The organism is Flavobacterium tagetis, from assembly GCF_016735615.1.
Taxonomy (GTDB): Bacteria; Bacteroidota; Bacteroidia; order Flavobacteriales; family Flavobacteriaceae; genus Flavobacterium; species Flavobacterium tagetis.
In genome coordinates, this window is the sequence record NZ_JAERSF010000002.1 from 446,984 (window position 1) to 461,346 (window position 14,363).

At 32.6% G+C, this 14,363-nt stretch carries 14 protein-coding genes; 10 read left to right on the forward strand and 4 right to left on the reverse strand.

Annotated elements, in window-relative coordinates:
* The first annotated feature begins 17 nt into the window (after window positions 1-17).
* The 3 genes from yidC to JI750_RS09335 all read left to right on the forward strand — a co-directional run bounded on the left by yidC (window position 18) and on the right by JI750_RS09335 (window position 3,398).
* Window positions 18-1,934 (forward strand): membrane protein insertase YidC, encoded by a 1,917-nt coding sequence (yidC, locus tag JI750_RS09325; protein ID WP_202000675.1) that lies wholly within the window; start codon window positions 18-20, stop codon window positions 1,932-1,934.
* A gap of 93 nt (window positions 1,935-2,027) precedes the next feature.
* Window positions 2,028-2,753 (forward strand): toxin-antitoxin system YwqK family antitoxin, encoded by a 726-nt coding sequence (locus tag JI750_RS09330; protein WP_202000677.1) that lies wholly within the window; start codon window positions 2,028-2,030, stop codon window positions 2,751-2,753.
* A gap of 87 nt (window positions 2,754-2,840) precedes the next feature.
* On the forward strand, window positions 2,841-3,398 hold the full coding sequence (locus tag JI750_RS09335; RefSeq protein WP_202000679.1) for a DUF4956 domain-containing protein: 558 nt from the start codon (window positions 2,841-2,843) through the stop codon (window positions 3,396-3,398).
* Here JI750_RS09335 and JI750_RS09340 read toward each other — a convergent pair.
* Window positions 3,395-5,272 (reverse strand): PEP/pyruvate-binding domain-containing protein, encoded by a 1,878-nt coding sequence (locus JI750_RS09340; RefSeq protein WP_202000681.1) that lies wholly within the window; start codon window positions 5,270-5,272, stop codon window positions 3,395-3,397. The genes JI750_RS09335 and JI750_RS09340 overlap by 4 nt on opposite strands.
* 345 nt (window positions 5,273-5,617) lie before the next feature.
* Here JI750_RS09340 and mnmA point away from each other — a divergent pair, with 345 nt between their 5' ends.
* The 5 genes from mnmA to JI750_RS09365 are packed head-to-tail and all read left to right on the forward strand — an operon-like array spanning window position 5,618 to window position 10,999.
* Entirely contained in the window at window positions 5,618-6,805 is a 1,188-nt protein-coding gene (mnmA, locus tag JI750_RS09345; RefSeq protein WP_202000683.1) for a tRNA 2-thiouridine(34) synthase MnmA, read from the forward strand.
* Window positions 6,806-6,849: 44 nt separating this feature from the next.
* Window positions 6,850-8,457: a S8 family serine peptidase gene (locus JI750_RS09350; protein WP_202000686.1), complete on the forward strand. Its 1,608-nt coding sequence runs from the start codon at window positions 6,850-6,852 to the stop codon at window positions 8,455-8,457.
* Window positions 8,458-8,462: 5 nt separating this feature from the next.
* Entirely contained in the window at window positions 8,463-9,407 is a 945-nt protein-coding gene (locus JI750_RS09355) for an NAD(P)H-dependent flavin oxidoreductase (RefSeq protein WP_202000699.1), read from the forward strand.
* Between the two features lie 20 nt (window positions 9,408-9,427).
* Window positions 9,428-9,838: a hypothetical protein gene (locus tag JI750_RS09360; RefSeq protein WP_202000702.1), complete on the forward strand. Its 411-nt coding sequence runs from the start codon at window positions 9,428-9,430 to the stop codon at window positions 9,836-9,838.
* A 51-nt stretch (window positions 9,839-9,889) separates the two neighbouring features.
* Window positions 9,890-10,999 (forward strand): TlpA disulfide reductase family protein, encoded by a 1,110-nt coding sequence (locus tag JI750_RS09365; RefSeq protein WP_202000705.1) that lies wholly within the window; start codon window positions 9,890-9,892, stop codon window positions 10,997-10,999.
* Between the two features lie 81 nt (window positions 11,000-11,080).
* On the opposite strand, the gene JI750_RS09370 is transcribed toward JI750_RS09365, so the two are convergent.
* Entirely contained in the window at window positions 11,081-11,518 is a 438-nt protein-coding gene (locus JI750_RS09370; RefSeq protein WP_202000708.1) for a DUF4268 domain-containing protein, read from the reverse strand.
* 91 nt (window positions 11,519-11,609) lie between these two features.
* Between JI750_RS09370 and JI750_RS09375 the strand changes: the two genes are divergently transcribed.
* Together JI750_RS09375 and JI750_RS09380 are read left to right on the forward strand one after the other, a co-directional pair.
* Window positions 11,610-12,254, forward strand: coding sequence for an NUDIX hydrolase (locus JI750_RS09375; RefSeq protein ID WP_202000710.1), 645 nt, complete (start codon window positions 11,610-11,612; stop codon window positions 12,252-12,254).
* A 132-nt stretch (window positions 12,255-12,386) separates the two neighbouring features.
* On the forward strand, window positions 12,387-13,217 hold the full coding sequence (locus JI750_RS09380; protein ID WP_202000712.1) for a lysophospholipid acyltransferase family protein: 831 nt from the start codon (window positions 12,387-12,389) through the stop codon (window positions 13,215-13,217).
* A gap of 2 nt (window positions 13,218-13,219) precedes the next feature.
* Here JI750_RS09380 and JI750_RS09385 read toward each other — a convergent pair whose 3' ends face one another.
* Both JI750_RS09385 and JI750_RS09390 read right to left on the reverse strand, forming a co-directional pair.
* The gene (locus tag JI750_RS09385) at window positions 13,220-13,852 is read right to left on the reverse strand and encodes a DUF8845 family protein (protein ID WP_202000715.1); all 633 of its coding nucleotides are present in this window, start codon (window positions 13,850-13,852) and stop codon (window positions 13,220-13,222) included.
* Between the two features lie 8 nt (window positions 13,853-13,860).
* On the reverse strand, window positions 13,861-14,355 hold the full coding sequence (locus tag JI750_RS09390) for an RNA polymerase sigma factor (protein WP_202000717.1): 495 nt from the start codon (window positions 14,353-14,355) through the stop codon (window positions 13,861-13,863).
* Window positions 14,356-14,363 lie beyond the last annotated feature (8 nt).

Genomic DNA, 14,363 nt, shown 5'->3' on the forward strand with positions numbered 1-14,363 from the left:
AACTTTTTAAATTAATAATGGAAGAAAAAAAATTAGACTTTAATTCGATCATTGGTTTTGTATTGATCTTCGGAATTTTGATTTGGATTATGTATCAAAATCAGCCTTCTGAAAAAGAAATTGCTGCTGAAAAAGCCAAGAAAGAATTAGTTGCTAAACAAGAAGCACAAGCAAAAGCAGATAAAGCTAAAACTGCGTCATTACCAGCTGCAGCTGTAACTCCTGGAGATACGGTTCAATTGGCGCAATTGCAAAAAACTTTAGGAGGATTTGCTTATTCTGCAACACTTCCTTCTGCAAAAGAAGCTTTTACTACAATCGAAAATGAAAAATTAAGATTAAAGATTGCTAATAAAGGTGGTTATATTGTTGAAGCTACTTTAAAAGAATTCGAAAGATTAAAAAAAGGTTCTGGACAATTAGTTGAGTTAATCAAAAACAACAACTCTAACTTAAATTTACAACTTCTTACTACAGATAATAGAACATTAAACTCTAAAGATTTGTACTTTGAACCAACATTAGAAAAAATTGGTGCAGACCTGGTTTTGTCTATGCGTTTGAAAGCTGGAGCTAATGAATTTTTAGAATATAAATACATTCTTAAACCAAACGATTACTTAGTTGGTTTTGATATTCGTTCTCAAGGATTAAATAGAGTTTTAAATTCTGCAAAACCAATTGATTTGCAATGGGATTTAAAAACATACAGAAATGAGAAAAGTATTGCGTATGAAAATCGTTATGCACAAATTGATTTCAAATACGAAGAATCAAAATACAACAACGTAAGTTCGAACGGACAAGGGAAAGAAGAGACGCCTACAAAAGTTAGTTATGTTGCGTTTAAACAGCATTTCTTTACTACGATTTTATCTACAGACAAACCTTTTGAAACTTCAAAATTACAATCTGACGATTTAGTTAAAGACGAAAAAATCGATACTGTTTTCACTAAGCAGTTTAGAGCTAATTTGCCTTTAGCGTTTTCAAATGGAGAGATCGATTACAAAATGAATTTGTACATGGGTCCTGCAGATTACAAAACGTTAAAAGCTTACGATAAAAACTTCGAAAAGATTATTCCATTAGGATGGGGAATCTTCGGATGGATTAATAAATGGATCTTTATTCCTTTGTTTGGATTCTTAAGCTCAACAATTGGATTGTCATTAGGTATTGCGATTATTATTTTTACAATTATCATCAAATTGGCAATGTCGCCAATTACCTATAAGTCATTCTTGTCTCAGGCTAAAATGAAAGTTTTAAGACCTGATATTGCTGAGTTGGGAGAAAAATTCAAAAAAGACCCAATGAAGAAACAGCAGGAAACAATGAAGTTGTACAACAAAGCAGGTGTAAACCCAATGGCAGGATGTATTCCGGCATTGATTCAGTTGCCATTTATGTATGCATCGTTCCAGTTTTTCCCTGCGGCGTTTGAATTAAGACAAAAAAGTTTCCTTTGGGCAGACGATTTATCTTCTTTTGACTCGGTTGTAAAATTACCATTCACTATTCCGATGTATGGAGATCATATCAGTTTGTTCCCAATCTTGGCGGCAATTGCAATTTTCTTCTACATGAAAATGACTTCAGGAGACCAACAAATGGCTGCTCCTCAGCAAGAAGGTATGCCAGATATGGCAAAAATGATGAAAATCATGATTTATGTTTCGCCATTAATGATGTTAATTTTCTTCAACAACTACGGTTCAGGATTATCTTTATACAACTTCATTTCGAACTTGATTACAATCGGAATTATGTTTGTAATCAAGAATTATATTGTAGACAGTGATAAAATTCACGCTCAGATTCAAGAGAACAAACAAAGAGAGCCTAAGAAACCAAGTAAGTTCCAACAGCGTCTTCAAGAAGTAATGGAACAGCAGGAAGCAGCAAAAGCTCAGAATAAGAAAAAGAAATAATTCTAAATAAAAAAATCTCGATTTATCGGGATTTTTTTATACCATTATACTTTATAATTAAGATTTTCGTTAAGCTTAAAAATAGAATTTACCATGATCTCAAAAAAAATCATATTTGGATTATTATTCCTAACAGCATTAGTTTCGAATGCGCAAACCGATATTAATAAAGTTGATGCAGCCGGAAAAAAAGATGGACTTTGGAAAGGCACTTATGCAGAATCTAAGCGTCCTCGTTATGAAGGAACTTTTGATCACGGAAAAGAAACTGGTGTTTTTAAATTTTTTGATGATACCAAAAAAGGTGATATTTTGGCTACGAGAGATTTTAGTGCCAATGATGGCAGTTCTTACACTATTTTTTATGATCAGAACAAAAACAAAGTAAGTGAAGGAAAAGAGATAGGAAAAGCTCGTGAAGGAGAGTGGAAATATTACCATAAAGCTTCTAAAGTTTTGATGACAGTAGAGAATTACAAAAAAGGAAAATTAGAAGGTTTAAGAACTATTTATTATCCAAATGCACAAGTTGCAGAAGAGATGATGTATAAAAATGGTTTAAAAGAGGGAGCTTATAAAAAAATAGGGCAGGACGGAACACTTCTGGAAGAATCCAATTTTAAAAACAACGAATACAACGGAGATGCAGTTTTTTATGACTCAGACAAATCGGTTGCTTCTAAAGGTAAATTTGTAAATGGTAAAAAAGCGGGAATCTGGCAGTTTTATCAAAAAGGAAAATTGGTGAAAGAAGTGAATATGAGTGATCCTAAAAACACTAATAAAGCTTCTGAAAAAGGTCCAGCACCAAAGAAATAAGAGTTTAAAAGCTCAGAATTCATTTATTAAGATTATAAAAGATTAATTGTAAAATGTTTACATTTGATTAATCAATTATGCTAACCGATGGATTTAAAAGAGCTTTTAGGACGATTTTTATTATTGTTTTTCTCGATTTTGGTTTTGTATTTTTTCTCCAACAGAAAAGATAATGCAACCATAAATCCGTTGATGGTCATTGTCGGGCTTTGCACTTTTTCGCTTTGTTATCTCTTTACAAAAATCGAAATTGGAGTCGGAATTGGTTTTGGTCTCTTTGCGATTTTTTCGATACTTCGTTTTAGAACACAATCCTTTACCGTAAACGCTATAATCTTTCTTTTTGCAACGATTACATTGTCTATTCTAGATATTATGTATCCGTTTGAAAAGATCGAATTATTGCTGTTTTTTCAAATCATAATCATCGGGTTTTATATAGCGGCTTCAATTATCGTTAATAAAAAAGCTTCCAAGTTTTTAAATTCAGTTGATGTGAAAATTCCGCTTGACGAAAACTTTTCTTTAAACTCAGAAGTAATTAGAAAATCAATTCAAGAGAAAATTAAGATTGAAAATTTCGATTTTAGAATCGTCTTAATCAATACGGCTGCCAACGAAATAGATTTATTAGTTTTCTATTAATCGTTGTATGGACGAACTTGTTTGATGTACAGATCTCTTTTTTCGCCTACAATTTTAAACTCGATATCTACGGGATGAAATTGGTTTTTACGCCAATATCGATACATTTTGGCTTCAATTTTTTTACTGACATCATACAGATTACTCATTTCTTTTCGGGTCAATAAAGGCTCATTATTGTTTAAATTTGAATTGGAAGTATAGTCGATATCAAAATCGGTTTCGTCTTTTCCGTCATTAAAATGATAGGCAACAAATTGCTCGCAGATTTCTCCTTTTTCGGGTTTTACAACCGAGTTTTCTCCCTTTTGAATATTAACCGTAATTCCTGGAAAGTTTTCTCTAAATATATTTTTAGTGATAATAACACCATTTGCCAATTCGTCAGGAAAAGAACGATGCACTAAAACACCCATTGCGATATTCTGTTGGTCAATTCCAAAAAGTTCTCTTTCGTTATACGAAGCTTCATTCCAAACACTTGCCCAAACTTGTTTTATGGCTTTTTCGAAAGTTTTTACTGAATCGCCTAAAATGCCTGTTTTAGAATCGTATAATCCAGCGCCATTAAAATCATCCAAATCTTCTGCGTTCGTTGATGAACGAAATCTGAAATTTTTGAATTTAGCATCTTTAAAGGCAATATTTAATTTCGAAATTAATTCCGGATCAATAGGTTCTTTCTTAATAGCATCTCTAATCTTCTTAAGCTGTATATTGATCCAAATTGTAGAATCTTTTTGAGGAAAAGCTAAAAGTTCTGCAATTAATGGAGAAATAGCAGGATTCTGAATATGCTTTGTGTAATAGTAAAATGGAATAGCATGAGCATTTTCGGGTACTTTAAATGGGACGTCTTTTGAAATAGCAATTAAATACGCCATGTTTTGTGCTTTTGAACCAATATAATTAACTCCCTTTTTAGGAATTTCAGCCAAGTTTATTAATTCGGTAATGCTATTATCAATAATCAGTTTTTTCTTTTTGCCAGTAGATTTTACTGGAATTTTTTTAGTGGTTTCTTTGATGAAAAAAGTATCTACTTCAATTTTTAATTCAACTTTTTTAGAAAGCAGTTTTTTAATATTGTTGTCTTTTTCAATATCAGTATAAGCCATAATCGGAATCTTTCTATTTTTTCCTAAAAGAACCAAATGGCTTAAAGGCGTTTGGAGTTCATTCACAATAATGCCTCGGACGTTTGGGAGAATTTCTGGCGTTCCGTCCAGAATAACGATTTCATCAGAATTAGGTTTTATGGTTTCTAGCTCTTTGGTTTTGTATTTCTTCAGAATTCCGATATTACTGCCGCGAACCACTTCTTGATATTTGATTTCTCCAAAAATATAATCTGATTTTACACAAGGAATCTTGAATTTCTGTTGTTGAAACCATTCCATCATTTCTGGATTATCCAGATAAAACTTTAGTTTTTCACCAATAAAAGTGGAGCTTTTAACCATATTAAAAAAACGCTCAATCAATGGTAAAGGCATATGATCGGAAGCAGCGAGTTCAAAAATCCATTTATCGGTTCCTTTAATGTGATTTAAATTTCCCAGAAGAAAATCTCTGTTTTTTTCTGTATCGCTATAATTTTCATTGTTGAATATCTCAAGATCTTGGCTGTAACCCAAATAATTGACAACGAAATCATAGTGAAGCAAAATAACGCTGCTGTTGAAATAATACATTTTCTGTTTTCGAAGATCATAAATCACTTTTACAGACTCAATATTCGAAAATTTATCAGACAAAGGTTTTCCTCTAAACGCCTTATACGCCTCATAATTTGACAAAGAAGCGCTAAATCGCTGTGCGCTTAATGAAGTTAAAACGAAAAGGAAAAATAAGCTGTAAATGAATTTTTTCATACAATACAAATAGATGATTAAATGTAATTAAAAAAAGAACTCATTGGGTGAAATTGTTTTTGTGAATTTTACCTCGTCCAATTAAATTTAAATCTTTACAAATCTGCTTTGATCTGTATAAATCTGCGTGAAAATATCGATCGGAAAAAAGTATTTCACGCAGATTTTAAAAGATTTTAGCAGATCAAATTTGATTTTTATTCTATTAATTATTCTATTACGTCCAACGGGTAAAAACAGAATAAGTTTTATCTACCGCAGGATTGCTTAAAGTAATGAAAACCATGCTGAAATTTTCTATTATTTGACGTATCTTTGCAACCTTAAAAAAATAAACATTTCAAAATGAAACGAGTAGTTGTTGGACTTTCAGGTGGAGTAGATTCTAGTGTTGCAGCATATTTATTGCAACAGCAGGGATACGAAGTTATTGGCCTTTTTATGAAAAACTGGCACGATGATTCGGTTACTATTTCGAACGAATGCCCTTGGCTAGAAGATAGTAATGATGCTTTGCTTGTTGCTGAAAAGCTTGGCATACCGTTTCAGACTGTTGATTTGAGCGAAGAATACAAAGAAAAAATCGTTGATTACATGTTCAACGAATACGAAAAAGGGAGAACTCCAAATCCTGATGTGCTTTGTAACCGCGAAATCAAATTTGATGTGTTTATGAAAATCGCTTTAAGTCTTGGTGCAGATTACGTAGCAACAGGGCATTACTGCCAAAAAAGCGAAATCGAAGTGGATGGAAAAACGGTTTATCAGTTGATTGCCGGAAATGATGTAAACAAAGATCAATCTTACTTTCTTTGCCAATTGTCTCAAGAACAATTGTCTAAAGCTTTGTTTCCTATTGGAGCTTTAACCAAACCAGAAGTGCGCGAGATCGCTGCTGAAATGGAATTGGTTACAGCAGAAAAGAAAGACTCTCAAGGTTTATGCTTTATTGGAAAAGTTCGTCTTCCAGAGTTTTTACAGCAGAAATTGCAACCTAAAGAAGGTAAAATTGTTCAGGTTGATAAAAATGATCCTATCTATAATATTGAGAAGTCAGCTGATGTTTCTTTAGAAGAAAGATTAAAGTTAGAGTCTCAAAAGCTAAACTATATTCCAACAATGGGAAAAGTGGTTGGAAAACACCAAGGTGCTCATTATTTTACAGTTGGACAAAGAAAAGGTTTGAATGTAGGAGGTACAATAGATCCTTTGTTTGTAATTGCTACTGATGTAGAAACCAATACGATTTATACAGGTATGTCTAGCGAGCATCCAGGTTTGTTTAAAAAAGCACTTTTTGTTGGACAATCTGAAGTACATTGGGTTAGAGAAGATATGACGCTAAAAGCAGGAGAAAAGATGGAAGTGATGGCAAGGATCCGTTATCGTCAGCCATTGCAAAAAGCGGTTTTGTATCAATTTGAAGATGGAATGTATGTGGAATTTGAACAGCCACAGTCTGCTATTACAGAAGGACAATTTGTTGCTTGGTATTTAGAAAATGAATTAGTTGGTTCGGGAGTAATTTCTTAGCTTTATACTTTATTTGGGAGTAAATCCCTTAAAGGTATAAAACGATGAGATATAACTTTACTTTTCTTTTATTACTTCTTTCGTTTACCGTATTTTCACAAGAAGATGCGTGGGTTTATTTTAATGGTAAGCCTAGCGCACAAGCCTTTTATGACAATCCGCTAACCGAACTTTCACAAAGAGCTTTGGATCGAAGAGCGAACCAGAATATCGCTTTGGCTATTACTGATGCTCCTCTGGAAACTTCTTATATAAATCAAATTACATCAAGCGCAGGAATTACGGTAAAAGCGCAGTCAAAATGGCTGAATGCACTTCATATTCAAGGAACTCAGGCTAATATTAGAGCTTTAAAATCGTTAGCTTTTGTTTCTGGAATTGAGTTTGCAGATAGAACTTTAAATACTACAGGGAAAAGAGTCTTTGAAGCTTCAGTAAATCAAGTTCACGAACAGTTAAAAACTACAATTGACTATTCTTACGGAAATTCTGCGAATCAAATTCAGATGCTAAACGGACAAGTTCTCCATCAGCAGAATTTTACTGGAGATGGAAAAATTATAGCCGTTATGGACGGCGGTTTTCCTGGCGTTAATACTGCGCAACCATTTGAAAATCTTAGAAATAATAATAAAATTTTAGGTGGTTATGATTATACTACCAGAAATAGCAATTTCTATACGGGCGATTCTCATGGAACTTCTGTGCTTTCAACAATGGGCGGTTTTAAAACAAATTCTTTAGTAGGAACTGCTCCAAATGCATCCTATTATCTTTTTATTACAGAAATTCAAGCTCAAGAAATTCCGTTAGAAGAGTCACTGTGGGTAGAAGCTGCGGAAAAGGCTGATGCTTTAGGAGTCGATATAATTACTACTTCATTAGGCTATTTTTTGGATAGAGACGAAATCAGATACAATCATACGTATAGCGAGATGAACGGAATTACGACTTTTATTTCGCGTGGAGCAGAGATTGCTTTTAGCAAAGGAATTTTGGTTTTGGCATCTGCTGGAAATGAAGGAACTCAACCAGAAAAGCACATTGGTTCGCCTGCAGATGCGGTTTCAGTATTGACAGTTGGTTCTGTTAATGCTTCTAAAGTAAGAGCTAGTTCCAGTTCTATCGGACCAAGTTATGATGGAAGAATAAAACCAGATGTTATGGCGCAAGGAGTATCAGCTACGGTTTCTGATGCAAATGGAAATATTGTTACAGCAAGTGGAACTTCATTTTCATGTCCGATAATGGCAGGAATGGCGGCTTCTTTGTGGCAAGCATTTCCATCAAAAACAAACAAAGAAATAAGGCAGATGATTGTACAATCTGCTGATCGATATGCTAATCCAGATAATAATTACGGATACGGAATTCCAAATTTTGGTGCAGCATTAAGTGTTGATGATTTTGTAGCGGAAGCTTCGTTTGCGGTATATCCAAATCCGGCTAAAAATGAAGTTTCGTTTTCTTTTTTTAATGAAAATAATACAGCATCGGTAACTATTTATTCTATCTTAGGACAAAAATTAATAGAAGAAAAAATTACTAATTCAAACCCAGTTCTTTCCTTGCAATCACTTCAAAGCGGATTGTATCTTTATAGTTTTGATGCCGATAAGCTGCATAAAACAGGAAAAATAATCAAGCAATAATTTTAATGAATAAAATCACTCAGCTTTTCAATATAAAATACCCAATCATTCAAGGCGGAATGATCTGGAACAGCGGTTACAAATTGGCTTCAGCAGTAAGTAATGCTGGAGGTTTAGGACTTATTGGTGCGGGTTCGATGTATCCAGAAGTTTTAAGAGAACACATTCAAAAATGTAAAAAAGCAACAGATAAGCCTTTTGGTGTCAATATTCCGATGTTATATCCTAACATTGAGGAAATTATGAATATTGTAGTTGAAGAAGGCGTAAAAATTGTCTTTACTTCTGCAGGAAATCCTAAAACTTGGACTTCTTTTTTGAAAGAAAGAGGTATTACAGTGGTTCATGTGGTTAGCAGTAGTGCTTTTGCTTTGAAAGCACAAGATGCAGGCGTAGATGCAGTTGTGGCTGAAGGATTTGAAGCAGGCGGACATAATGGACGCGAAGAAACTACAACCCTGACCTTAATTCCTATGGTTAAAGAAAAAATAAAAATTCCTTTAATCGCTGCTGGCGGAATTGCTACAGGAAGAGGAATGCTTGCTGCGATGGTTTTAGGTGCAGATGGTGTTCAAGTTGGAAGCCGTTTTGCAGCTTCTGTAGAATCTTCTTCACACAATAATTTTAAAGAAACAATAGTTAGTACTATAGAAGGAGGTACGCAGTTGACTTTGAAAGAATTAGCACCTGTTCGATTAATAAAAAATAAATTCTATCAGGATGTTCAGGATTTGTATCAAAAATGCCCATCAAAAGAAGAATTAGTTCAGCTTTTAGGAAGAGCAAGAGCAAAAAGAGGAATGTTTGAAGGAGATTTGGAAGAGGGAGAATTAGAAATTGGACAAGTTGCAGGTTTGATTCATGAGATTTTACCAGTTGAACAAATTGTTCAACAAATGATAGCCGAATTTGAAACCGCATCCAAAGAAAAGATTACATTTGAGTTTTAATTGTCTACAAGAAAAATTTTATGAATTCCCTACGCCCCTATATATTGTTATTGTTTTTAATTTTTGGATTGCAACAGATTCAGAGTCAGTCGTATCATTTTAAAACGTCAGGATTTAGCGTTCTGGAAAAAAATGAACGAGGAAAGTGGGGCGAATGGTCTAATCTAGATTTGGTAAATCTTTCGGTTGTTTTAGATACCAATAAACATAGAATTGTAGTGTATTCTCAAGAAATACAGCTTTATAGTATTTTAGATTACATCGAAAGAGAAGAAAACGATACTGATATTGTATATTCTTTTATGTGTAAAGATAATGACGGAAAAGAATGCAAATTGTCAATTATTACCCGAAAAAAGCAAGACTACAGAAAACAGCTTTATATCAATTATGACGATCATATAATTGTGTATAATATTATTACGGTTTAGTAATCACAAATTCATTGCCTGAAATTTTTTAAAGAAGAAAAATAATTAATTATGAAAAGAATACTTTCATTGCTACTAGTATTTTTTGTTACGATAACAATTTCTTCGCAAAGCAAAACAATATCGGGTACAATTTCCGGCTTTAAGGATGGCGATAAAGTGCTGTTAGATGATGTAGAAATAATGAAGTTTATTGATAGTACTTATGTTAAAAACGGAAAATTTGTTTTAAAAAATAAACAAACAGATGTGCCAAAAACTATTTACCTAACTATTAAATCAGAAAATGAATTTTATAGTGTTCCTTTGTTTATTGCAAATGAAAATGTAGTTATAAATGCTGATAAAAAAGATTTTCCTTATAATGTAAAAGTCTCCGGTTCTGTTCATCATGATAAAATGTCAATTTTAGATAATAAGACAAAATCGTATAACATAGAAAGGAATGAAATTGTTAATTTTTTAAGAAAACCTACAGTAGATTCTAGTGCGGCATATAAAACTTTAAGAAAGGAAAAGATCAATCAATTAAATGCTATCAACAAAGCTGTAGATAGTATTAAAATGGATTTTATTAAATCTAATTTGAATACATATGCAGCAATATATGGTTTGTTTGATTTAAGAGCTGATTTTGATAAAATTGAATTGCAAAAACTTTATGAAAATCTAGATGCTAAATATAAAAATAGTGTGTATGGCAATAGAATTGCCAGTTATCTAAAAGTTGGTGATCAAATAAAAAATGGAGATTTATTTTTTGATTTTCAAGCGAAAGACCAATTTGGTAAAACAAGAAAGTTTTCAGAGTTTGCTGGAAAATATATTTTATTAGATTTTACAGAGACATATTGTGCTCCTTGTGTTCAATCGGTAAAGGAGCTAAAGGAAGTTTTTGAAACTAAAGCTGAAAAATTGAGCATAATAAGTTTTTACGCTGACAAATCTGAACTAATTTGGAAAAAAGGCTTGCAAAGAGATCAGCCAGGTTGGATTACATTAAATGATGGAAAAGGTCCAAATGGAGAAACACTTCTAAAATATGGAGTTTCGGGTTATCCTACATTTTTCTTAATTGATCCACAAGGGAAAATAGTAGAAAACTTTTTTGGTTACGAGAATCAAAAAATTAAACAGATGATTCAAAATCATATTAAATAACGCATTTCTAATCTGGAATAATCAGAATAGAATTGAAATATAAAAAATCTTAGAATCTTAGTTTCTTAGTTTCTTAGCACCTTAAGATTCAATATCCTTAATAAACTCATCATATTCTAAATAGAACATTTCTAGAGCGTGCATATTTTCGTTGAAGAAATCAAAAATAGTATCCCAAGTATTTTTATTGCTGAAACCAACACCAAGTTTTTCAACCCAGATTCTACTGATGGTTTTACCGCTTTCTAGAGTATAATTTTTCTCAAAAACTAGATCTTTAATAAATTCTTCTTCTAGAATATTTTTTAAAGCCTCCAGTTTTTCGAAATAAGCTATACGTTTTTCATCGCTTCTTTGTTCAATATCAATTAAAACCTGAGCCTTTTTATTGTCAACATAAAATTTAAAAGAGAAGTCTTTAATTTTTGTATCATAAAGCACCCATTTGCGAGGATATTTCTCTGCAAATGCTACCCAAAATTCTCTTTTTATTCTTTGTGATTCTTCTTTACTGTACATTTTTTAGGCTTTAATAGCAGAAAACTTGTGGTACTGCGTTTTCTGGAGTATATTTATGTTTTATTTGAAAGTACAAAAATAAGCTTTGATTATGAATTTTCAAGACTTTTTGAAATATGTTCCCAATATAATTCCAGTAGAGCTGCCAGCAGTAACTTCACATTTAAAAATGGCTCCCAAAGAACGTATAGAAGGATTGAAAAATCTTGATATTGATGCACTAAACGCTAGAATGGCGGGGGTAATGATGCTGTTTTATCCCAAACAGGAAAAAACACATCTGGTTTTGATTGTTAGAAATGCTTATGATGGGGTTCACTCAGCTCAGATTGCATTTCCAGGCGGGAAGTATGAAAAGGAAGATTTAAATTTTGAAACCACAGCTCTTAGAGAAACACATGAAGAAGTTGGAATTACAAGTGATAAAATAAATATCATTAAACATTTTTCGCCAATGTATATTCCGCCAAGTAATTTTTTGGTGCATCCGTTTTTAGGAATTGCCAAAGAAGAACTTTCCTTTTATCCCGATATAAGAGAAGTTGCCGGAATTATTGAATTGCCTTTGTCTGTTTTTTTAAATGATGATATTATTATCGAAGCCAGATTATCAACTTCTTATGGAGCAAATATTTTAGTTCCTGCCTTTAATATTCAGAATCATGTTGTTTGGGGAGCCACGGCGATGATTTTGAGCGAATTGCGAGATGTCTTAAAAGAAGCGATGGTAAAATAAATTTGATAAGGTTTATTTAATGATTTGATATTCATTTGGATATCTCTTATTTCTAGAAAATGTTTTATAGTGTTGCTAAAAGAATAATTTTTGTATGTTTGCGACCTAACAAAAAAATAAGATAAATTAGTTATGGGATTGTTTAAACGAAATCCTTTTGGGCATATATTATTCATCAAGAAATGGTTGATCCGAGTTCTAGGTGCCATGACTCATAAGAGATATAGAGGTTTTAATGAATTGCAGATTGAAGGATCTGAGATTATTAAGACACTTCCAGATACTAATGTTTTATTTATTTCCAATCATCAGACTTATTTTGCAGACGTTGTAGCGATGTTTCATGTCTTTAACGCCAGTTTATCTGGGCGTCAAGACACGATTAAGAATATTGGTTATTTGTGGCAGCCAAAAATGAATATTTATTATGTGGCAGCCAAAGAAACCATGCAAGCGGGATTATTGCCAAGAATTTTAGCTTATGTTGGTGCAATTACGGTTGAAAGAACTTGGAGAGCAAAAGGAGTCGATGTGACGGAAAAACGTGACGTTAATCCAAATGATACCGAAAATATTAGAATAGCACTTGAAGACGGTTGGGTTATTACTTTCCCACAAGGAACTACAAAATCATTTAAGCCAGTTCGTAAAGGAACCGCTCATATAATTAAACAGCACAAACCAATCGTTATTCCTATTGTAATTGATGGTTTCCGCAGATCATTCGATAAGAAAGGACTTCGAATGAAGAAAAAAGGAATTCTACAATCTTTCATCATCAAAGAACCTCTTGATATTGATTATGAAAATGATACTATCGAACAAATCGTAGAAAAAGTAGAATACGCAATAGAACAGCATCCATCATTTTTAAAAGTTATTCCTGCTGAAGAAATCAAAGCGCAAGAAGAACTTAATGAAATGAGAAGATGGAGTTACAAGGATTCTGAAAATGAATATTAGATTTAAAAATCAATTTTTTTCAATTCTTTATAATTAGCATATAATCTACGTAAAAGTGTTCCGTAAATCACTCTGTAGAAACACCAGAATAGTCCAAAGAAACCTAAAATTACTAAGATCAGAATACCTATTGTTACAAACATGGCTTTTCCGTTCATGGCTAATTTTTCTCTAAGAAACTCCATATCTGGATTGTACACAAAAGCAATAAAAAAGCTCAGAATTGCTGTGATTACAATCATTCCCAAGTTGTACCAAACATAATATTGCACCGTTTTACGGGTTTTTAGGATAGCGCTCATCAAAGATTTTGTGGCTATTGTAGTCGAAATTGTTTTGTAATTTTTATAGAAGATGTAAACAAAAATTAAAACAACCACATAATTGAAATAGGTTATAAACTCTAAGGCTGTTACAATTTCAGGATGATTCATTTTGTGCAATACATCGTCTGTGTTGATAAAAATGTTTGAAAATGTCCAAAACGAAATTTCTAAAATACTGATAATCAAAATCCACTTTACAATGGAAGATGACTTTCTGTGAATCATCTTGTAGATCTCGTTTTCAGAAATTTGTTGAAAAGAATCAGAGTTCTTTTGCCAGTCCTTTTTTAATAAATCCAGTTCTTTCATAATAATTTTTAAGGATTTAGTATTTTTTTAAGTTTCCCCTTAATTCTGTTCATTTTCACGCGCGCATTCACTTCGCTGATCCCTAAGGTTTCAGCTATTTCTTGATAATCTTTGTCTTCTAAATACATAAAAACTAACGCCTTTTCGATGTCATTTAATTGATAAACTGCTTTGTACATCAGTCTAATCTGTTCTTCTTCTTCATAATTGTAGTCAACATCTTTTACAAAATGCTGATGATTTTCATAATCTACGGTCGATATAGTTCTTTTGGTTTTGCGATATAAGGTAATCGCTGTGTTTAAGGCAACACGATACGTCCAAGTTGAAAATTTACTGTCGCCTCTAAATTTTGGATAAGCTTTCCAAAGCTGAATAGTAATCTCTTGAAACAAGTCTTTATGAGCGTCTTCGCCAGCAGTATATAATCTACAAATCTTGTGGATTATATTCTGATTTGCCTGCAGCTGCGCAACAAATGACTGTTCTAGATTTTCGCTCATAATGTATT

Bases quoted from the DNA above. Each gene is read 5' to 3' on its own strand.
- yidC (WP_202000675.1), top strand. From the start codon at position 18: ATGGAAGAAAAAAAATTAGACTTTAATTCGATCATTGGTTTTGTATTG.
- JI750_RS09330 (WP_202000677.1), top strand. From the start codon at position 2,028: ATGATCTCAAAAAAAATCATATTTGGATTATTATTCCTAACAGCATTA.
- JI750_RS09335 (WP_202000679.1), top strand. From the start codon at position 2,841: ATGGATTTAAAAGAGCTTTTAGGACGATTTTTATTATTGTTTTTCTCG.
- JI750_RS09340 (WP_202000681.1), bottom strand. From the start codon at position 5,272: ATGAAAAAATTCATTTACAGCTTATTTTTCCTTTTCGTTTTAACTTCA.
- mnmA (WP_202000683.1), top strand. From the start codon at position 5,618: ATGAAACGAGTAGTTGTTGGACTTTCAGGTGGAGTAGATTCTAGTGTT.
- JI750_RS09350 (WP_202000686.1), top strand. From the start codon at position 6,850: ATGAGATATAACTTTACTTTTCTTTTATTACTTCTTTCGTTTACCGTA.
- JI750_RS09355 (WP_202000699.1), top strand. From the start codon at position 8,463: ATGAATAAAATCACTCAGCTTTTCAATATAAAATACCCAATCATTCAA.
- JI750_RS09360 (WP_202000702.1), top strand. From the start codon at position 9,428: ATGAATTCCCTACGCCCCTATATATTGTTATTGTTTTTAATTTTTGGA.
- JI750_RS09365 (WP_202000705.1), top strand. From the start codon at position 9,890: ATGAAAAGAATACTTTCATTGCTACTAGTATTTTTTGTTACGATAACA.
- JI750_RS09370 (WP_202000708.1), bottom strand. From the start codon at position 11,518: ATGTACAGTAAAGAAGAATCACAAAGAATAAAAAGAGAATTTTGGGTA.
- JI750_RS09375 (WP_202000710.1), top strand. From the start codon at position 11,610: ATGAATTTTCAAGACTTTTTGAAATATGTTCCCAATATAATTCCAGTA.
- JI750_RS09380 (WP_202000712.1), top strand. From the start codon at position 12,387: ATGGGATTGTTTAAACGAAATCCTTTTGGGCATATATTATTCATCAAG.
- JI750_RS09385 (WP_202000715.1), bottom strand. From the start codon at position 13,852: ATGAAAGAACTGGATTTATTAAAAAAGGACTGGCAAAAGAACTCTGAT.
- JI750_RS09390 (WP_202000717.1), bottom strand. From the start codon at position 14,355: ATGAGCGAAAATCTAGAACAGTCATTTGTTGCGCAGCTGCAGGCAAAT.